Below are 18,873 nucleotides of genomic sequence, written 5' to 3' on the forward strand. Positions count from 1 at the left end.
TCCCCCTCCCCGCGTGCGGGGAGGATTTTCAATGACCGACTCCTGGACCCAGGCCGTCACCGCGGTGAGCGAGGCAATGTGCAAGCCGCTCGCCCCGGCCGCGACACGGCCCTACGACCCGCTCGCGCTGTTCCAGACGATGGGCGACTTCACGCGGACCGTGATGGCCGATCCGCAAAAGCTGTTCGCGGTGCAGGCGGAAGCCGCTCGGGAATGGGGGCGGTTCTGGGCGGATGTCTGGACGCCCGGAGAGAAGCCGCGTGACCGGCGTTTCGCCGCGCCCGAATGGCAGGAGGACGCCTGGTACCGCGCGATCCGCGATGCGTATCTGCTGGCCTCCACGCAGATGCGCCGGCTGGCGGCGGGCGCCGGCGGGAGTACCGCCGACCGCGCGATGATCGCCTTCCTGCTCGACGGCTGGCTGAACGCGGTGTCGCCGACCAACTTCGCGATGACCAACCCGCAGGTCGTCTATCGCACGCTGGAAACGAAAGGCGCGAACCTGCTGGCGGGTTTCGCCAATCTGGTCGAGGACGTCGCCAGCGGCAAGGGTATCGTCAAGCGCCGCACCGACCCGAACGCGTTCGTGAAGGGCGAGACGATCGCCGCGACGCCGGGACAGGTCGTCTGGCAGAACGACCTGTGCCAGCTGATCCAGTACACGCCGACCACGCCCGACGTCGCCGCCGAGCCGCTGCTCTACGTGCCGCCGCTGGTCAATCGCTTCTACATGATCGACCTCCAGCCCAAGTCGAGCCTGGTGAAGTGGCTGGTCGATCAGGGCCGCACGGTCTTTGTGATCTCGTGGGTCAACCCGACCGAAGCGCACCGCGACAAGGGCGTCGAGGATTATGTCCTGTCCGGCATCGTCGAGGCGGCGGGTGTCGTGCGCGAACGGGCGGCCAAGGCGCCCGACCTGTTCGCCTTCTGCCTAGGCGGCACGCTGACCGCGATCGCGTTGGCGTATCTCGCCGCGAAGGGCCGTGCGAACGAAGTGAATTCCGCGACGCTCATCGGCAGCATGGTCGATTTCGCCGACATGCGCGACTGGTCGGCCTTCGTCCACGAAGCGCATCTGACCGCGTTGGAGGGGCATCTCGAACGCCAGGGCTTCATCGACTCGATCGAGTTGCAACAGCTGTTCGCAGCGATGCGCGCCAACGACCTGATCTGGTCTTCGGTCGTGAACCATTACCTGCTCGACAAGCCGTCGCCGCCCAGCGACCTGCTTTACTGGTTCGAGGACGGCGCGCGTATCCCGGCGGCGTTCCTCAAGAGCTACAACCGCGATCTTCTGCTCGGCAACGCGCTTGCCGAACCCGCCGGTTTCGCGGTCGGTGGCGAAGTGATCGATCTCGCCAGGATCGCGACGCCGGTCCTGTCGATCGCGCTGAAGGACGATCACGTCTCCGCATGGGAAGCCGTCTATGGTGGCGCGCGGATGCTGAACGCGGACTTCGTGCTCGGCGGATCGGGTCACAACGCCGGCGTCATCAATCCGCCGGCGGCGAACAAGCACGGGTTCTGGACCAACGATGCGACTCCCGGGACGGGTGCCGAGTGGTTGCAGGGCGCGACCAAGCACGACGGGTCGTGGTGGCCGTGGTGGACACTTTGGCTCGACCGCCACGGCGCGGGCGACCGCGTGCCGGCACGAACGATAACCGACGGGATCGAACCCGCTCCTGGCTCTTACGCGAAAGCTCAATGACACATTCGATGACTGACACGGTGCTCGCCGAACGCGACGGTTCGGCGGGCTGCCTGCGCCTCAACCGGCCCAAGGCGCTGCATTCGCTCGACCTCTCGATGGTGCGCCAGATGACGCACGCGCTGCTCGCGTGGCGCGACGATCCCGATATCCGCATCGTGCTGATCGACCATGCCGAGGGCAGGGGGTTCTGCGCAGGCGGCGACGTGGTGACGATCGCCAAGGCGCTGGAGGGCAAGGAAAAGGCCGCGCGCTCGTTCTTCTACGAGGAATATCGCCTCAACCACCTGATGTACACGTTTCCGAAGCCGGGTGTCGCCTTCATGGACGGGGTGACGATGGGCGGCGGCGTCGGCATCGCCTGCCCGTGCCGCTACCGAGTAGCGACCGAGCGGACGGTGTTCGCGATGCCGGAGACGGCGATCGGCATCTTCCCCGATGTCGGCGGCGGGCGGTACCTGTCGCGCCTGCGGGGGCGAGTGGCGCAGTATCTGGCGCTCACCTCCGCACGGCTGACGGGTGCGGACTGCAAGGCGCTGCGGCTGGCGACGCATTACCTTCCCTCGGACGCGCTCGCCGAGGCCAAGCGCCGCATCGCCGCCGATCCGTTCCGGGTGGAGGCGATCCTCGACGAGCTCTCGGTCGCCCCGCCTGAGGCCGAGATCATGGCGCACTTGGCCGTCATCGACCGATGCTTCGCTAGCGACGATCTCGTCGATATCCTCGCCTGTCTGGATGCCGAGGGTGACGATTGGGCCGCAAAGACCGCCGCCAGCATCCGTGCCAAGTCACCGACCGCCTGCGCCGTCTCGCTCCGGATGCTCGTCGAAAGCCCGAAGCAGCCGCATTTCGTCGACGAAATGCGGATGGAATATGCGCTCATGGTCCGCATGATCGCCTTCCCCGACTTTGCCGAAGGCGTGCGCGCGCTGCTGATCGACAAGACGGGCGATCCGCAGTGGCAGCCGCAGGCCGACACCGACCCGTTCTTCGAACCGCTATCCCCCATCGATGCGTGGAGCCCGCTATGAGCCAGTATGAGACCCTGATCGTCGAACAGCGCGAGGGCGGCGTGACGCTCATCACGCTGAACCGCCCGCAGGCGCTGAACGCACTCAATTCGCAGGTGCTGAGCGAACTGATCGCCGCGCTGGAAGCGTTCGACGCCGACGACACCCAGGGGTGTGCGGTGCTGACCGGCAGCGCCAAGGCGTTCGCGGCCGGTGCCGACATCAAGGAAATGCAGGCGATGGACTTCGCCGCCATGTACGGCACCAATCACTTCGGCGGCTACGACCGGGTGACCGCGACCCGCAAGCCGGTGATCGCCGCGGTCGCCGGCTACGCACTGGGCGGCGGGTGCGAACTCGCCATGATGTGCGATTTCATCCTGGCCGCCGACACCGCGAAATTCGGCCAGCCCGAGGTCAAGCTGGCGGTCAGCCCCGGTATGGGCGGATCGCAGCGCCTGGCGCGCGCGGTCGGCAAGGCCAAGGCGATGGAGATGTGCCTGACCGGCCGGATGATGGACGCCGCCGAAGCCGAGCGCGCCGGCCTCGTCTCGCGCATCGTCCCGGCCGACGACCTGATCGACGACGCGGTGAAGACCGCCGCGACGATCGCGGGCATGGCGCCGTTGGCGGTCAAGGCGAACAAGGAAATGGTCAACGCCGCGTTCGAGACGGGGCTGACGCAAGGCATCGCGTTCGAGCGGCGGCTGTTCCACGGCCTGTTCGGCACGCAGGACCAGAAGGAAGGCATGGCAGCCTTCGTCGAAAAGCGCCCGGGAAACTGGACGGGACGCTAAGGGGCGAGATGTCCCGACTTCGCTCGACACGAACGGCTTGAGATTGGAATACGCAATGGCACGCATCGCCTTCATCGGCCTCGGCAACATGGGCGGCGGGATGGCCGCGAACCTCGCGAAGGCGGGGCACGACGTCCGCGCGTTCGACCTGTCGGCCGACGCGCTCGATCGTGCGAAGGCCGCCGGCTGCCTGCCGGTCGAAAGCGCCGCGGCGGCGTGCGACGGGGCGGAGGCGGTCGTCACGATGCTGCCGGCGGGCAAGCACGTGGAAAGCGTCTACACCGACAGCATCTTCGACACGGTGCCAAGGACCGCGATCCTGATGGACTGTTCGACGATCGACGTCGCGACCGCCAAGCGGGTTGCCGAGGCGGCCGCGGCCAAGGGGCTGACGATGGTCGACGCCCCCGTGTCCGGCGGGATAGGCGCGGCCAATGCCGGCACGCTGACCTTCATGGTCGGTGGGTCCGCCGTGGCGTTCGACCGGGCCGAGCCGTTTCTGTCCGACATGGGCAAGGCGGTGATCCACGCCGGTGCGAATGGCAGCGGACAGTCTGCGAAGATTTGCAACAACATGCTGCTCGGCGCATCGATGGTCGCGACGTGCGAGGCGCTGGTGCTGGCGCAGAAGCTGGGGCTCGACCCGCAGAAATTCTACGACATCGCCAGCGTGTCGTCGGGGTCGTGCTGGTCGCTCAACACCTACGCGCCGCTGCCCGGCGTCGGGCCGCAGACGCCGGCCGACAACGACTATCAGGGCGGGTTCGCCGCCGCGCTGATGCTGAAGGACCTGCGCCTCGCGATGGAAGCCGCCGGCAGCGTCGATGCGGATACGCCGATGGGCGCGCGCGCGACCGAATTGTACGAGGCGTTCGTGGCGGCGGACGAAGGCGGGCATGACTTTTCGGCGATCATCCGGACGTTGCGAAAGGACTGAACACTCCCCGTTCGTGCTGAGCCTGTCGAAGCACCGTTCTTCGTGCCGCAAGCTCGGAGCACGAAGAAGAGCGGTGCTTCGACAGGCTCAGCACGAACGGATTGTTTAGATCGCGCCGCTATCGACTCCGTCCAAAGGAGTCCCCCCATGCGCCGTCCCGCCCTCGCTCTTGCCGCCGTCGTCCTCGCAAGCCCGCTCGCCGCCCAGCAGGCCGGGGCGCCGTTCACCGTGCAGGAAACCGGGCAAGGCTACGCGACGCTCGACGAAGCGGTCGGGTCGATCCGCATGGACCGCGGCACGATCCTGATCCAGCCCGGCACCTACCGCGAATGCACCGTGCAGGCGGGCGGCGACATCACCTTCAAGGCGGTGCAGCCGGGCAGCGTGACCTTCGACGGGTCGCCGTGCGAAGGCAAGGCGATCTTCGTCCTGCGCGGGCGCAGCTCGACCGTCGATGGCGTCATCTTCCGCGGCGTGCGCGTGCCCGATGGCAATGGCGCGGGCATCCGGACCGAGATGGGCAACCTGACCGTCACCAATTCGATGTTCCTCGACAGCCAGGAAGGCATCCTGGGCGGCGAGCCGACGAACCAGCAGATCGTCATCGACAAATCGACCTTCTCTAGGCTGGGCACCTGCGACGAGGCGCCCGACTGCGCGCACGCGATCTACCTTGCCAACAAGGGGTCGGTGACGATCACGCGCAGCCGGTTCGAAAAGGGCACCGGCGGGCACTACGTCAAGCTGCGCGTGCCCAACGTCCGCATCGTCGACAACAGCTTCGACGACACCGGCGGGTCCAAGACCAACTACATGATCGACCTGCCCGAAGGCGGCACCGGCCGGATCGCCGACAACAGCTTCGTCCAGGGCCGCAACAAGGAGAACTGGACGGGCTTCATCGTCGTCGCGGCGGAAAACCGGACATATCGCTCGACCGGCCTGCAGGTCGAGGGTAACGACGCGCGGCTGGCCCCGGGCGAAACGCGCAGCCCGGCGTTCGTCGCCAGCTACTCGCGTGACGCCCTGGCGATCGGCGAAAACCGGCTGGGCGCGGGCGTGCGCAAGTTCGAGACGCGGTAAGTCCGGCGCCGCGAATTTATCGCGCGGCGCAGGTGTCCACCGGCCCGGATGCCAGGTCCAGGCACCGCCCATCGACATCGCCCGGTTTCAGCGGCAGCCCGACCAGCGCCGCCAGCGTCGGCGCGATATCGACCGTCTCCACCGCAAGCGGCTGTTCGTAGCCGGCGATGCCCTTGCGCCAGAACAGGATCGGGACGCGGCGGTCGTAGTTCCAGAAACTGCCGTGCGTCGCGACATAGCCCTTGGTCGGGTCGGGGATCGGCGTGACGAACCGCTTCAACACTACCACGAAATCGCCCGACCGCTGCGGGTTGTAGCTGACCCGCGCACGCTCCAGCAGGCTCCATTCGTCGGGCGGCGTCGTCGGCAGTGGGGTTGCCCTGATCTGTGCGGCAGTGAACACCGTCTCGACCTGAGGATGCGCCTTTGCCACCCGCACGGCCTCGGTCAGCACGCGGTCGTGGTCGACCTTCGACAGCTTGGGGTCGATCCACACGTCGCCGATCGATCCGCCCCACAGCAACTGGCCCTGAAGGCCGAGCTTCGCGGCGATCTGCTCCCCGATCTTCTTCGGCGTGAAGTTCGCGTCGAGCCGCTGCGCCGAAGGCACGGCGTCCTCGCGGTGCCGCTCGGGCAGGTCGAGCCCGCCGTGGTCCGCGGTCAGCGCGACGACGTAATCGACGCCCGTGCGGTCGAGCGTCGCGAAGAAGTCACCCAGATCGCGGTCGAGCGACGCCAGGTTCAGGCACATCTCGGTCCCGCCGGTGCCATAGGTGTGCCCGACATAATCGGTCGCCGACGCGCCAACGGTGATGATGTCGGTCGCCGGACCCTGGCCGAGCTTCATGTCCTGAATGAGCCCGGCCGACAGCGCGAGCGTCGCGCCGTCGAAGGCGGGCGATGCGCGCCACGCGCGGCCGCCTTCACCCGGCTTGCGTTCGAACCGGCCGGTGCCGACCGTCTTGCCGCCGCCGATCGCGACGGCATGGTCGCGCGACCGGCAATAGTCGGGCAGTTGCAGCGCGTTTTGGCCCGCGGCGATCATCTTGCCGACGGCCGCGTTGGCGCGAGTGACGGCGCCGGGCTCGCGGCGACCGGCGTAGCTGACATAGGCGTTCTTGTCGCCGTCCCACCACCAGATCTCGTCCAGGTTGTGCCCGCCGGTCATCACCGCGGCGCGGTCCTTGCCCGCGACCGAGACCGCGCGTGCGGCAGGGTTCGCCGCCTTCATCCGCTCGCCGAGCGTCGGGACCAGCAGGTGCTTGTCCGACACGGTGTATGCGTTCGAAGTCGAGCCCGGAACGCTCTCGTCCTCCGCGCAGTAGACCGTCTTGTCGTCGCGCGCGGTCTTCAGGTCGGTCCAGTCGTTGGCGATGATCCCGGTGCGGCCGGGACGCACCCCGGTGGTGATCGTCGAATGGCCGGGGCACGTCTCGGTCGCCGCATGGCTCTGGTAGCCCGCCGGGAAGACGACGCCGTCCTGCAACCGCGCGAAGCCGCCGGTGAAGTAGCGGCGATATTCGTTGAACACGTCGCCGGAGAACTGGTCGACCGAGATCACGACGAGCAGCTTCGGCGCGGTCTTCGCCATGCCCACGGTCGCGGGGGCGGAGACGGGTGCATCCTGCGCGGGTGCCGGGACGGCGACGGTTGCGGCCAGAAGGGCGAGGGGGGCAAGCTTCACGACGGCGCTCCGATCGGGCAAGGGGACTACGCTCCTCGCTATTCCAGCGACGCGGGGGCGGCAAGGGAAGCACATGCGGTTCGTTCTTTTCGTCCTGATGACACTGTTCGCATGCGTTGCTGCCCATGCCCAGACCCCGGGCGAACGCCATATCGCAATCGACCTGGTCGCGGAGACACCGACGCCGCGCGCCGGCAGCGAGGTCACGCTCGCCTTTGCTTCCACGCCGCAGCCGGGCTGGCATGGATATTGGAAGAATCCGGGTGATGCCGGCGTCGAGACATCGGCGACATGGACACTCCCGCCGGGCGTGACGGCGGGGCCGATCGCCTATCCGGTGCCGCAGCGGCTGCTGATCGCCGGGCTGATGAACTATGTCTACGAAGGCCCCTTCGCGCAGTTCGTGCGGCTGAAACTGCCGGCGGGGCTGGCCGCGGGTACGGTGCTGCCCGTGCGGGTGAAGCTCGACTATCTCGTCTGCACCCGGGAAATCTGCGTTCCCGAAAGCGCGGAACTGTCGACGCGACTGACGGTCGGCGACGGCGCGGTCGATCCGGCCACGCGCGCACGCTTCGATGGCTGGCGCCGCGCGATGCCCAAGCCGCTGGGGAGCCCGGCGACCTACGCGGTGGAGGGCGGGCGTTTCCGCCTGGCGGTGCCCTATCCCGCCGCGTCACCCGCGACCGAGGCCTATTTCTTTCTGCTGACCGATGGCGTGGTCGATTACGGCAAGCCGCAGGTCGTCACGCGGCAGGGCGACACGTTGATCGTCGAGACTGCCGCGAAGACCGGGCGGCCGGCGCAGGTCGACGGCGTGCTGGCGGTCGGTGCGGGGCAAGGCTTCCGGCTGACGGCCGCGCCGGGTGTCGTGCCGAGCGGGGGTGTCGACGGCGAAACGGCGATGACGCTGCTCGTCGCGCTTGGCGGAGCGATCCTCGGCGGGCTGCTGCTCAACATCATGCCGTGCGTCTTCCCGATTCTCAGCCTGAAGGCTCTGAGCCTGGCCAAGTCGGGCGGCGAGGGCGCAAAGGGCGAGGCGCTGGCCTACACCGCCGGTGTCGTGCTGATGTGCCTGGTGCTGGGCGGCGTCTTGCTGGCGCTCCGGGCCGGGGGAGCGGCGGTGGGCTGGGCGTTCCAGCTGACCGATCCGCGCGTCATCCTGGTCCTGTTGCTGCTGGTGACCGCCATCGCCTTCAACCTGGCCGGGCTGTTCGAACTGTCCGCGCCTGGCGCGGTCAATCGCATGGCGGCGGGCGGCGGCTCCGGGAATTTTTGGGGCGGGGCGTTCGGCACCGGCGCGCTCGCCGCCTTCGTCGCGACGCCGTGCACCGGCCCGTTCATGGGTGCGGCGATGGGCACCGCGCTGATCCTGCCGTGGTGGGGCGCGCTGGCCGTATTCGGCGGCCTGGGCCTTGGCCTCGCGCTGCCGTTCCTGGCGCTCGGGTTCATTCCCGCGTTGCGCCGCAAATTGCCCAAGCCCGGCGCATGGATGGAGACGTTCCGCCATATCCTGAGCGTGCCCATGTTCCTGACCGCGCTCGCGCTCGCCTGGGTGCTCGGCAAACAGGCCGGGGTCGACGGCATGACGCTGGGCCTGGCCGTCGCGCTGCTGTTCGCCGCCGGCCTCTGGTGGACAGGTGCGCGACAGGCGAAGGGGCGCGCGCTCGCCTGGGTGCCGGGCGTGCTGGCCGGCGTTGTCGCACTCGGTACGTCCGCCGTGGTCACGCGCGCGCCGGCGCAGGCGGTAGCGGTGGCCGCGGGCGTCGAACCCTTCACCGAAACCCGCCTCGCCGCGCTTCGGGCAGAGGGGCGGCCGGTGTTCGCCTACTTCACCGCAGATTGGTGCGTGACGTGCAAGGTGAACGAAAAAGCGGTGATCGAGACCGCTGCGGTGCAGGACGCCTTGAGGGACGGCAAGGTCGCGGTGCTGGTGGGCGACTGGACCGATGGCGATCCTGCACTCGGTCGCTTCATCGAACGCCACAACCGCGCCGGCGTGCCGCTGTATCTCTGGTACAAGGCCGGTGCGAGCGAAGCGGAGGTCCTGCCTCAGGTACTGACGCAAGGACTGCTGACGACACGCGCCAAGAAGTGAGCAGGGGGTCAGGGCGGCCCCGATCTCGGGCCGACGCCGCGGTCTGCGGCGAATTCCCTTGTGCACTGCAAAACGACAATGCAGCATGCAACTTATGACGGCTTCGAAACTTTAGTTCCGCGATGGCATCGGGGGACGCGTTCGACGAGATTTGGGGACATGGCGGACCGGGATCGGTCCGTCCGGAATTTACCGCGCTCGCGCGGTGGCTCGATGATACGCCACAATCCGAACTCGACCGCCGGCTCGAAGCTGCCGAAATCACCTTTCGCCAGCTTGGCATCACCTTTGCCGTGTACGGCGACATCGATGCGGGCGAACGCATCATTCCGTTCGACATCGTGCCGCGTGTGTTCACGGCGAAGGAATGGGACGGGCTGAGTGCCGGCCTGATCCAGCGGGTCGAGGCGATCAATGCGTTCCTGACCGATATCTACGGCGCGCGCGAGATCGTGAAGGCGGGCGTGCTGCCGCCCGAGCTGATCTTCCAGAACGCGCAGTTCCGGCCCGAGATCGCTGGCATCCGCCCGCCGCACGACGTGTGGGCGCATATCTGCGGCATCGACTGCGTCCGCACCGGCCCCGACGAATTCTACGTGCTGGAGGATAACGCCCGCACGCCGTCGGGCGTGTCGTACATGCTGGAGAACCGCGAGGCGATGATCCGGCTGTGCCCGGAACTGTTCCGCGACTTCCGCGTCGCCGCGGTCGACAGCTATCCCGATATGCTGCTGGCGACGATGCGATCGGTCGCGCCGCGCGGGGCGGGGCAGAGCCCGGTGTGCGTCGTGCTGACGCCCGGCCACTTCAACTCCGCCTATTACGAACACAGTTTTCTGGCCGATTCGATGGGCGTCGAGCTGGTCGAGGCGGCCGACCTGCTGGTCGACGACGACATCGTCTGGATGCGGACGATCGGCGGGCGGGTGAAGGTCGACGTCATCTATCGCCGGATCGACGACGACTATCTCGATCCGCTGGTCTTCCGTCCCGATTCGATGCTGGGCGTGCCGGGGCTGATCTCCGCCTACCGCGCGGGCAACGTCGCGATCATCAACGCGCCGGGCAACGGCATCGCCGACGACAAAGCGATCTACAGCTACATGCCCGAAATCGTCCGCTTCTATTCTGGGCAGGACGCGAAGCTGCCGAACGTCCAGACGTTCCGCTGTCGCGAGCGCGACGCGCTGCGCTACGTGCTCGATCATCTCGACGAACTGGTGGTGAAGCTGGTCGACGGGTCCGGCGGCTACGGGATGCTGGTCGGTCCGACCGCGTCGAAGGCGGAGATCGAAGCCTTCCGCCTGGCGCTGATGGCCGCCCCCGACCGCTATATCGCACAGCCGACGCTGGCGCTGTCGACCGTGCCGACCGTGACCGATCATGGCCTGGCCCCACGTCACGTCGATTTCCGCCCCTTCGTGCTGACCGGCAGCGATGGCGTAAAGGTCGTCCCCGGCGGGCTGACGCGGGTGGCGCTGAAGGAAGGTTCGCTGGTGGTGAATTCCAGCCAGGGCGGGGGGACGAAGGACAGTTTCGTCCTGATGCCCGACGAGTCCAGGCGGCAGTCGCAGAGCCAATCGCAGAGCCAGTCGCAGGGTATGGGCAAGTGAAGGGGGGCGCCGTCGCATGATGCTCTCCCGCACCGCATCGTCGCTCTACTGGCTCGGCCGCTATGTCGAGCGCGCGGATTTTGCCGCGCGGCTGGTCGAGGCGACCGTGCGTCTCGATGCGCTGTCGCCGCGCCCGGCGGGGGAGGCGGCGTGGTCGTCGGCGTTGAAGGTCACCTATTCCGACGAAGCCTTTGCGACATCGAACGTCGGCTTTTCCGCCAACCCGGTCGCGCGCTTCCTGACCGTCGATACGGCCAACCCCGGCTCGATCGCCGCGTGCCTCGACATGGCGCGGAACAATGCGAAGGCTGTGCGCACCGCGCTGACCCGCGATGCCTGGACCGCGATTAACCGCGCGTGGCTGATCTTCAACGGTCGCGGACGTCCGGCCTCGCGGATGGAGCCGCTGGCGCTGGTCGAGGCGGTGAAGGCTGAAACCCGTGGCTTTGAAGGCGCGATCCACTGGATGATGCGCAACCAGGCGACGTGGTTCATCCGCCTGGGTGCGGCGATCGAGCGCGCCGACAACACCGCGCGGCTGCTCGACGTGAAATACCACCTGCTGCTGCCCGAGGGCGAGACGGTGTACGGCGTGGTCGATCGCGATCAGTGGACGACGCTGCTCCAGACCGTGTCCGCGGTCACCGCCTATCGCTGGCTGTATGACGAGGGGCTGAAACCGCACCTGGTCATCGACCTGCTGACGACGCGTTTCGAACTGCCGCGGAGTCTCGCCGGCTGCGTCGAGGAGGTGGTCGAAATCCTCACCGCGCTCGGCAAGCGGACGGGCTTGCAGGGCGAGGCCGACCGGATGGCGCGCGCGCGGCTGTCGGCGATGCAGCGGACCCGGTCGCACGACGTCATCGTCCGCGGCCTGCACCAATATCTGACCGCGTTCATCCGCGAGAACGAGCAACTGCACATGGCCATCGCCAAGCAATTCCGGTTCAGCCGATGAGGGTCGCCGTCGATCACCGCACGCGGTATCAGTTCACCCGCCCGCAGGACCGGCTGATCCAGATGCTGCGGCTGACCCCGCAGGATTCGGCCGACCAGACGGTGGTCAGCTGGCACATCGGCGTCGACTGCGACGCGCGCCTGCGCCACGCGCGCGACGGCTTCGGCAACCGCGTGACGATGCTTTATGCCGAAGGGCCGATTGAGGGCATCGAGATCACCGTGTCGGGTGAAGTCCTGACCGCGGGCGACGCCGGTGTGGTGCGCGGCGTGACCGAACCGTTGCCGCCCGCATTGTTCCTGCGGATGACCGACCGCACCGGCCTGTCGCAGGCCATGCGCGATTTCGCCGCGGAGGTCGCCGGAGCGAAGGGCGACCGGATCGCCCGGCTGCACGCGATCAATTCCGCGCTCCACGCCCGTTTCGCGGTGCAGGAAGAGGCGAGCGACGCCGGCCTGAGCGCCGAGGCTGCCTTCCAGGCCGATCACGCCGCGCCGCGCGACTTCGCCCATATGTTCATCGCACTGGCCCGCGCCGAGGGCGTGCCCGCGCGCTACGTCTCGGGCTATCACACCCGCGACGATGGCGAAGGCCATGCGCCGCACGCCTGGGCGGAGGCCCATGTCGACGACTTCGGCTGGATCGCGTTCGACCCGTCGAGCGGCCTGTCGGCGGATGCGCGCTACATCCGCGTCGCGGTCGCGCTGGATTCGGGTGGCGCGGCTCCGGTCGCGGGCATGCGGATCGGATCGGGGCGCGAGCGGCTGGACGTCGATGTGCAGGTCGAGGAACTGACCGGCGACGCCTGAGCGTCAGGCGAAGGCGCGCACTCGCGGGGCGTGCAAAGGCGCGTCGTCGGCATCCGGATCGAACGACGCCCAGCCGTCGGGACCCAGCACCTCGATCGGGCGATAGCGGGCCTTGTACGCCATGCGCTGCGACCCCTTCACCCAATAGCCGAGATAGACATAGCCAAGCCCCGCGGCGTGTGCGCGCAGGATGTGGTCCATGATGATGTAATTGCCCATCCCCGGCCGCGTCGCGTCGTCGGTGTCGAAGAAGCTGTAGATCATCGACAGGCCGTCAGCCTGCTGGTCGGTGATGCACGCGCCGACCAGCTTGCCGCGGCGCCCGTCGATCGTCGGTTCGCGATATTCGACGACGAAACTGTTGACCGGGCTTTGTTCGACCATGTCCGAATAGTCGCCCTCGTCCATCATCGCCATGCCGCCGCCGGGGTGGCGCGACGCCAGATAGCCGCGCAGCAACTGGTATTGCTCGTCGGTCGCCCACGGACGACAGGCGTGGACCTCCAGATCGGAGTGCCGCGCGATCAACTTGCGCTGGGTCTTGTTTGGCCGGAATTCCCCCGCGACGACGCGGACGGACACGCAGGCGGAGCAGCCGACGCACGACGGGCGATACGCGACCGACTGGCTGCGGCGAAAGCCGATCCGGCCCAGCGCATCGTTCAGTTCGCCGGCGTGCTGGCCGTTCAGCTCGGTAAAGACCTTCCGCTCCTCGCGGCCCGGCAGGTACGGGCACGGCGATGGGCTCGTCACAAAGAACCGGGGATAGCGGAACGGAGCCGTCACGTCGTCGTCGAACCTCTCGTCACGCTGCCCGTGCAGCCGTGTCACGGCGGTATATGAAGCGCAAAAATCCTTATGAAAAGGCGCTTTACCATGAAAGAGCGTTAACGGCCGGATCGGCATCGCCGGGCGTGGTGGCGCGCATCGACGATCATGATGCAAGCGCTGCGCAGGCGAAAGCGGAGGCGACATCGGTTCGTCGCGCGAACGACTCGGCTCGACTCGTCTTGTCGTACTCCCGTGCTGTCGGGGGCACGCAAGACGTCCGTCAGGCCAGCTCGACCAGGCTCACCTCGTACTTCGCCCCCCTGAGCGCGTTCAGCAGCCGGTCGAGATGCGCCTTGTCGCGCGTCTCGCATTCGACATCCAGGCTCAAGCCTTTCGCCGGCAGGTTGGTGAAGATGCGCTGGTGCGACAGCTCGAGGATGTTGACGCGTTCCTGGTCGAACAGCCGCGCGACCTGGAACAACGCGCCGGGGCGGTCCTGCAGTTGGATACGCAGGCGAGCGAGGCGACCCGAGCGGGCGAGGTCGCGCAGCAGGACGTTCGCCAGCAGGCGCGTGTCGATGTTGCCGCCGCAGATGACGATGCCGACCGTCCGTCCGCGGAACCGCTCCGGATGGTCGAGCAGCGCGGCGAGGCCCGCGGCGCCGGCGCCCTCGGCCACGGTCTTCTCGATCTGGAGCAGCAGGCTGACCGCTTCCTCCAGCCGGCGCTCGCTGACCAGAACGATGTCGTCGACCAGCGCCGCGACGACCTGCGCGGTCAGCCCGCCCGGCTGCTTGACCGCGATGCCCTCGGCCAGCGTATCGCCGCCACAGTCGAGATGCGTGCCGTTGATGCGATTGTACATCGACGGATAGAGTTCGGCCTGCACGCCGATGATGCGGATGTCGTGCGCCTGCGCGCGCGCGACCGTCGACATGCCCGAGATCAGCCCGCCGCCGCCGATCGGTACGATCAGCGTGTCGAGATCGGGCACGTCGGCCAGCATCTCCAGCGCGACCGTTCCCTGGCCCGCGATGATCCGCGCGTCGTCGAACGGGTGGACGAAGGTCAGGTCGCGCTCGCTCTCAAGCTGGCGGGCGAACTCATACGCCGCATCGAACGTCTCGCCTTCCAGGATCACGGTCGCGCCGTGGCTTTCGGTCTGCATGACCTTCACGGTCGGCGTCAGGCGCGGCATGACGATGGTGACCGGGATGCCAAGCCGGTTGCCGTGATACGCCAGCCCCTGCGCATGATTGCCCGCCGACGCTGCGATCACGCCCTTGGCGCGGGCGGTGTCGTCGAGTTGCAGCAACGTGTTGAGCGCGCCGCGTTCCTTGTAGGCGGCGGTGAATTGCAGGTTTTCGAACTTGATGTAGACCCGCGCACCCGTCAGGTCGCTCAGCGTCTTGCTATGGAGCGTCGGGGTCCGCACGATGGCGCCGGCAATCCGCATCGCCGCGCCCTGGACGTCGGCGTAGCTGACGGGGAGCGATTGCTCGGCGGGCGCGGGGTTCGTAGCCATGGCCGCGCCGCCTAACCCATATCCACGCTCGCGTCAGCCCCGTGTGGCAAAGGCGTCGCGATAGGCGGGCTTCACCGCGCGCAGTACCGCGGGCGTGACCGGCAGGGTCAGGTCGTACGACCCCTCGGCATAGGCCCCCGCGACATAGGGGCCGACCAGCAGGCCGATGCGGTCGATCGCGCGTCCGTCGCTCGATCCCAGGATCAGCGTCGTCTCCGACACCTTCGGGCAGTCGTTGAAGCTGTCGCCGTTGCCGCGCACGACCGGCGTGCCACGACGCTTGCCGCGCTGCACGTCCAGCGCGTCGCAGAACGCCGCGCCGATCGCCTGCTGAATCGCGGCTTGGGAAATGAAGACCGCGGTCGGCTCCAGCCGCTCGCTCGCCTGCCTGTCCCAGACCAGGCTGCGGAACCCCGGTGATCCGTGCGCGCCGCCGGTGTAGTCGTAGGTTTCCGCCGACAGGCTCAGGAACCGTGGCGTCGACGTCACCCGCTTCCAGGCGGTCGTCGATTCATATTTGCGGAACGGGAAGTCGTTCGCGGCGGCCTCCTTGCGGAAGCCTGCGGCATCGCGTGCGACACTTGCCTGTGCCTTGTCGCGATCGGCGGTGAACCACTGGACCAGCGCCGGGATGCGCCCGACCTCCGCGGGGATGGCATAGGTGAAGTCGTAGTCGTCGGTCTTGGTCGTCGTCTTCGCCGTGAAATCGGGCGCCGCGGCAGGGGCGGGGGGTGCCGCGGGCGTCGGTGGTGCCGCCGGTGGCGCGGTCGCGGTATCCGCGGGCGTACCCGCATTGCCGGTCGTCGCCGTGTCGCCACCGCCGTTGCAGGCCGCCAGCACCAGCGTCAGGCCGCCGGCCATCGAAATCCCAAGCTTGCGCATCACTCTACTCGCCAAAACCACGTCCGCCCGATAGGACCGCATCCATGCTGAACCCATTCCGAACGCTGCGGTTGCGCGTCGCCTTTCTCGCTGCCTCCGCTCTCGTCGCGACACCGGCGCTGGCCGATGCGCTGGTCGACAATGTCAGCGGGATCGCGCTGGACAAGGACGGGCGTGAGGTGCGCTTCACCGGCATCCTCATCAACGACGGCAAGGTCGTCCGTCTGCTGAAGCGCGGCGAGAAACGCCCCGACCGGCTCGACTGGCGTGCGGACATGCGCGGGCGTGTCGCGATCCCGGGCATGATCGATGCGCACGGCCACGTCATGGACCTGGGGTTCCGTGCGCTGGAACTCGACCTGTTCTCGACGACCTCGCTCGCGCAGGCGCAGTCGCGGATCGCCGCCTTCGCCGCGGCCAATCCGACGCGGCCGTGGATCATCGGCGGCGGCTGGAACCAGGAGGTCTGGAACCTCGGCCGCTTCCCGACGGCGGCGGAAATCGACGCCGTCGTGTCGGACCGCCCGGTGTGGATGCAGCGCGCGGACGGCCATGCCGGCTGGGCCAACTCCGCCGCGATGCGTGCGGCGGGCATTACCGCCAAGACCGTGTCGCCCCCGGGCGGGCGGATCGAGAAGCTGGCGAACGGCCAGCCCTCCGGCGTCTTCGTCGATGCCGCGATGGATCTGATCACGGCGAAGATGCCCAAGCCCAACCCGCGCGACCGCAACAACGCCTTTCTGAAGGCGCAGGAGGCTTTGCTGTCGGCGGGCATTACCGCGACCGCCGACATGGGCACGACGGTCGACGACTGGCTGACCTATCGCCGCATGGGCGACCTGGGCCAGCTGCGCGTGCGGATCATGTCCTACGCCGCGGGTGTCGAGCCGGCGCTGGCGGTGGCGGGTACCGGCCCGACGCCGTGGCTGTACGGCGACAAGCTGCGCATGGGCGGGATCAAGCTCTACGCCGATGGTGCGCTCGGATCGCGCGGGGCGTGGCTGAAGCAGCCCTATGCCGATTCGCCCAAGAACAGCGGCCTGGGGTTCCTGAAGGACGATCAGCTGCTCAACCTGATGAGTCGCGGCGCGATGGACAATTTCCAGATCGCGGTCCACGCGATCGGCGACCGAGCCAACCAGCAGGTCTTGGATGCGATCGACGAGATCGCCGGATCGTACACCGGCGACCGGCGCTGGCGGATCGAACATGCGCAGATCGTCGATCCGGTCGATCTGCCGCGCTTCGGCAAGAACGGCATTATCGCGTCAATGCAGCCGGTCCATGAATCAAGCGACTGGCGGATGGCGGAGGCGCGGCTGGGCCCGGCGCGGCTGGGCGGGGCCTATGCCTGGAACTCGATGCTGCGCGCCGGATCGAAACTGGCGTTCGGCAGCGACTATCCGGTCGAGAACCCCAATCCCTTCGTCAACTGGGCGGTCGCGATCACCCGCCAGGATGCCGGCGGCCAGCCGATCCAGGGCTGGCGCCCCGAAGAGCGCGTGACGCTGATGCAGGCGTGGACCGCGTTCACGCAAGGCGCGGCCTACGCTGGTTTTGCCGAAGACAAGTTCGGCACGCTCGCGCCTGGGCAACGCGCGGACTTCATCATCGTCGACCGCGATCCGACCGAAGTGGGGTCAGCCGAGCTGCGCCAGACGCAGGTGCTGGAAACCTGGGTGGGCGGCGAGAAGATGTGGGAGCGGAAATAGCGCACACTCGATCCTCCCCTGTAAGGGGAGGTGGCAGGCCGCAGGCCTGACGGAGGGGTGTCGAGCTATCCGAAAAGGGGTACACCCCTCCGACCGGCTACGCCGGCCACCTCCCCCTGCAGGGGAGGATTATGGCAAAGAAAAAGGCCGTCACTCCCTCCCGAAGCAACGGCCTTTTCTCGTTCAACACTGGAAAACCTCAGGCGACGGCGACTTCCGCCACCGGCAGGTTCGCCTCGTCGGGCTCGCGCAGCACATAGCCGCGGCCCCAGACCGTCTCGATGTAATTGTCGCCATCGGTCGCCATGCTCAGCTTCTTGCGCAGCTTGCAGATGAAGACGTCGATGATCTTCAACTCGGGCTCGTCCATGCCGCCGTACAGGTGGTTAAGGAACATTTCCTTGGTCAGGGTCGTGCCCTTGCGGAGCGACAGCAGCTCCAGCATCGCATATTCCTTGCCGGTCAGGTGGACACGCGCGCCGTCGACTTCGACGGTCTTGGCGTCCAGGTTGACCGCCAGCTTGCCGGTCTTGATGACCGACTGCGAATGGCCCTTCGAACGGCGGACGACGGCGTGGATGCGCGCCACCAGTTCCTCGCGGTGGAACGGCTTGGTCACATAGTCGTCGGCGCCGAAGCCGAAGCTGCGGACCTTCGAATCCATTTCGTTGATGCCGCTGAGGATCAGCACCGGCGTCTGGACGCGGGCGACGCGCAGCTTCTTCAGCACGTCGTAGCCGTGCATGTCCGGCAGGTTCAGGTCGAGCAGGATGATGTCGTAATCATACAGCTTGCCGAGATCCAAGCCTTCCTCGCCCAGGTCGGTCGTATAGCAGTTGAAGCCTTCGCTATGGAGCATCAGCTCGATCGCCTTGGCGGTCGTCGGCTCGTCCTCGATCAACAGCACGCGCATCTGCGTTTCCCCTTGGCCGGATCGTGGGGACAGCCCTGTCAGCCCCACGCCATTCCGCAATTCATTAACCTAAGCATCACTGAAGGCAAAAGGTTAATTTCTTCCTAACCCGCGGAAATCCGCGAGTCGCAGTGGGTCGCCTGACGCTGCGCGGCGCGGACGTTAAGAGCGGTTTCCGACCAATCTGCACCACCGTGATTGTGTCAGGAAGGTTGCTGGCGAGGAGCGGCGCGAAGCAGGGGCTGGTCTGCCCCTGCAAGTGTCGCGACGATGTCCAGCAACCTTCCTGACACAACCCCCTTCGGGGCGGGCCGATTTTGCCCCGTGGAGTCGTCCCTCGTCAGTCACGGGGGCAAAGCCCCGTTCCTTCCTT

General features: G+C 67.5%; 15 protein-coding genes. 10 read left to right on the plus strand and 5 right to left on the minus strand.

What is annotated here, in order from left to right; all coding sequences use genetic code 11:
• Positions 1 to 31 precede the first annotated feature (31 nt).
• The 5 genes from ASE86_RS05665 (at position 32) to ASE86_RS05685 (ending at position 5,538) form a co-directional block, all read left to right on the plus strand.
• Positions 32 to 1,711 carry a PHA/PHB synthase family protein gene (locus tag ASE86_RS05665; protein ID WP_056423504.1) on the plus strand — a complete coding sequence of 560 codons (1,680 nt, stop codon included), beginning with the start codon at positions 32 to 34 and terminating at the stop codon, positions 1,709 to 1,711.
• Positions 1,712 to 1,719: 8 nt separating this feature from the next.
• Positions 1,720 to 2,742 (plus strand): enoyl-CoA hydratase/isomerase family protein, encoded by a 1,023-nt coding sequence (locus ASE86_RS05670; RefSeq protein WP_082441840.1) that lies wholly within the window; start codon positions 1,720 to 1,722, stop codon positions 2,740 to 2,742.
• Positions 2,739 to 3,518 (plus strand): enoyl-CoA hydratase, encoded by a 780-nt coding sequence (locus ASE86_RS05675; RefSeq protein ID WP_056423511.1) that lies wholly within the window; start codon positions 2,739 to 2,741, stop codon positions 3,516 to 3,518. Before ASE86_RS05670 ends, ASE86_RS05675 begins: the two co-directional genes overlap by 4 nt.
• 55 nt (positions 3,519 to 3,573) lie before the next feature.
• Complete coding sequence (gene mmsB / locus ASE86_RS05680) at positions 3,574 to 4,455, plus strand: 3-hydroxyisobutyrate dehydrogenase (RefSeq protein WP_056423513.1); 882 nt, start codon at positions 3,574 to 3,576, stop codon at positions 4,453 to 4,455.
• A gap of 147 nt (positions 4,456 to 4,602) precedes the next feature.
• Positions 4,603 to 5,538 (plus strand): right-handed parallel beta-helix repeat-containing protein, encoded by a 936-nt coding sequence (locus ASE86_RS05685; protein ID WP_056423515.1) that lies wholly within the window; start codon positions 4,603 to 4,605, stop codon positions 5,536 to 5,538.
• 16 nt (positions 5,539 to 5,554) lie between these two features.
• Here the strand turns inward: ASE86_RS05685 and ASE86_RS05690 are convergent, their stop codons facing one another.
• The gene (locus tag ASE86_RS05690; RefSeq protein WP_235523999.1) at positions 5,555 to 7,222 is read right to left on the minus strand and encodes an alkaline phosphatase family protein; all 1,668 of its coding nucleotides are present in this window, start codon (positions 7,220 to 7,222) and stop codon (positions 5,555 to 5,557) included.
• A 73-nt stretch (positions 7,223 to 7,295) separates the two neighbouring features.
• Between ASE86_RS05690 and ASE86_RS05695 the strand changes: the two genes are divergently transcribed.
• The 4 genes from ASE86_RS05695 to ASE86_RS05710 all read left to right on the plus strand — a co-directional run bounded on the left by ASE86_RS05695 (position 7,296) and on the right by ASE86_RS05710 (position 12,697).
• Entirely contained in the window at positions 7,296 to 9,317 is a 2,022-nt protein-coding gene (locus tag ASE86_RS05695; protein ID WP_056423521.1) for a protein-disulfide reductase DsbD family protein, read from the plus strand.
• 122 nt (positions 9,318 to 9,439) lie between these two features.
• Positions 9,440 to 10,930, plus strand: coding sequence for a circularly permuted type 2 ATP-grasp protein (locus ASE86_RS05700; RefSeq protein ID WP_056423524.1), 1,491 nt, complete (start codon positions 9,440 to 9,442; stop codon positions 10,928 to 10,930).
• Between the two features lie 19 nt (positions 10,931 to 10,949).
• Complete coding sequence (locus ASE86_RS05705; protein ID WP_056426684.1) at positions 10,950 to 11,888, plus strand: alpha-E domain-containing protein; 939 nt, start codon at positions 10,950 to 10,952, stop codon at positions 11,886 to 11,888.
• Positions 11,885 to 12,697, plus strand: coding sequence for a transglutaminase family protein (locus ASE86_RS05710; RefSeq protein WP_056423526.1), 813 nt, complete (start codon positions 11,885 to 11,887; stop codon positions 12,695 to 12,697). The genes ASE86_RS05705 and ASE86_RS05710 overlap by 4 nt, the downstream gene beginning before the upstream one ends.
• A gap of 3 nt (positions 12,698 to 12,700) precedes the next feature.
• Here ASE86_RS05710 and ASE86_RS05715 read toward each other — a convergent pair whose 3' ends face one another.
• The 3 genes from ASE86_RS05715 to ASE86_RS05725 form a co-directional block, all read right to left on the minus strand.
• Positions 12,701 to 13,483, minus strand: a complete 783-nt coding sequence (locus tag ASE86_RS05715) for an arginyltransferase (RefSeq protein ID WP_056426687.1) — start codon at positions 13,481 to 13,483, stop codon at positions 12,701 to 12,703.
• A gap of 265 nt (positions 13,484 to 13,748) precedes the next feature.
• Positions 13,749 to 14,993 carry a threonine ammonia-lyase gene (locus ASE86_RS05720; protein ID WP_056423529.1) on the minus strand — a complete coding sequence of 415 codons (1,245 nt, stop codon included), beginning with the start codon at positions 14,991 to 14,993 and terminating at the stop codon, positions 13,749 to 13,751.
• 33 nt (positions 14,994 to 15,026) lie between these two features.
• A complete protein-coding gene (locus tag ASE86_RS05725) occupies positions 15,027 to 15,875 on the minus strand; it encodes a DUF4163 domain-containing protein (protein ID WP_235524072.1) in 849 nt (282 codons plus the stop codon).
• 44 nt (positions 15,876 to 15,919) lie between these two features.
• Here ASE86_RS05725 and ASE86_RS05730 point away from each other — a divergent pair, with 44 nt between their 5' ends.
• A complete protein-coding gene (locus ASE86_RS05730) occupies positions 15,920 to 17,587 on the plus strand; it encodes an amidohydrolase (RefSeq protein WP_056423531.1) in 1,668 nt (555 codons plus the stop codon).
• A 199-nt stretch (positions 17,588 to 17,786) separates the two neighbouring features.
• Here ASE86_RS05730 and ctrA read toward each other — a convergent pair whose 3' ends face one another.
• The gene (gene ctrA, locus ASE86_RS05735) at positions 17,787 to 18,500 is read right to left on the minus strand and encodes a response regulator transcription factor CtrA (RefSeq protein ID WP_056423533.1); all 714 of its coding nucleotides are present in this window, start codon (positions 18,498 to 18,500) and stop codon (positions 17,787 to 17,789) included.
• Between the last annotated feature and the right edge of the window lie 373 nt (positions 18,501 to 18,873).

It is taken from the genome of Sphingomonas sp. Leaf33 (assembly GCF_001421785.1).
In the GTDB taxonomy this organism is placed as follows: domain Bacteria; phylum Pseudomonadota; class Alphaproteobacteria; order Sphingomonadales; family Sphingomonadaceae; genus Sphingomonas.

Excerpts from the sequence above, each read along its gene's own strand:
- ASE86_RS05665 (WP_056423504.1), top strand. The coding sequence starts at position 32 with ATGACCGACTCCTGGACCCAGGCCGTCACCGCGGTGAGCGAGGCAATG.
- ASE86_RS05670 (WP_082441840.1), top strand. The coding sequence starts at position 1,720 with ATGACTGACACGGTGCTCGCCGAACGCGACGGTTCGGCGGGCTGCCTG.
- ASE86_RS05675 (WP_056423511.1), top strand. The coding sequence starts at position 2,739 with ATGAGCCAGTATGAGACCCTGATCGTCGAACAGCGCGAGGGCGGCGTG.
- mmsB (WP_056423513.1), top strand. The coding sequence starts at position 3,574 with ATGGCACGCATCGCCTTCATCGGCCTCGGCAACATGGGCGGCGGGATG.
- ASE86_RS05685 (WP_056423515.1), top strand. The coding sequence starts at position 4,603 with ATGCGCCGTCCCGCCCTCGCTCTTGCCGCCGTCGTCCTCGCAAGCCCG.
- ASE86_RS05695 (WP_056423521.1), top strand. The coding sequence starts at position 7,296 with ATGCGGTTCGTTCTTTTCGTCCTGATGACACTGTTCGCATGCGTTGCT.
- ASE86_RS05700 (WP_056423524.1), top strand. The coding sequence starts at position 9,440 with ATGGCATCGGGGGACGCGTTCGACGAGATTTGGGGACATGGCGGACCG.
- ASE86_RS05705 (WP_056426684.1), top strand. The coding sequence starts at position 10,950 with ATGCTCTCCCGCACCGCATCGTCGCTCTACTGGCTCGGCCGCTATGTC.
- ASE86_RS05710 (WP_056423526.1), top strand. The coding sequence starts at position 11,885 with ATGAGGGTCGCCGTCGATCACCGCACGCGGTATCAGTTCACCCGCCCG.
- ASE86_RS05720 (WP_056423529.1), bottom strand. The coding sequence starts at position 14,993 with ATGGCTACGAACCCCGCGCCCGCCGAGCAATCGCTCCCCGTCAGCTAC.
- ASE86_RS05725 (WP_235524072.1), bottom strand. The coding sequence starts at position 15,875 with ATGCGCAAGCTTGGGATTTCGATGGCCGGCGGCCTGACGCTGGTGCTG.
- ASE86_RS05730 (WP_056423531.1), top strand. The coding sequence starts at position 15,920 with ATGCTGAACCCATTCCGAACGCTGCGGTTGCGCGTCGCCTTTCTCGCT.
- ctrA (WP_056423533.1), bottom strand. The coding sequence starts at position 18,500 with ATGCGCGTGCTGTTGATCGAGGACGAGCCGACGACCGCCAAGGCGATC.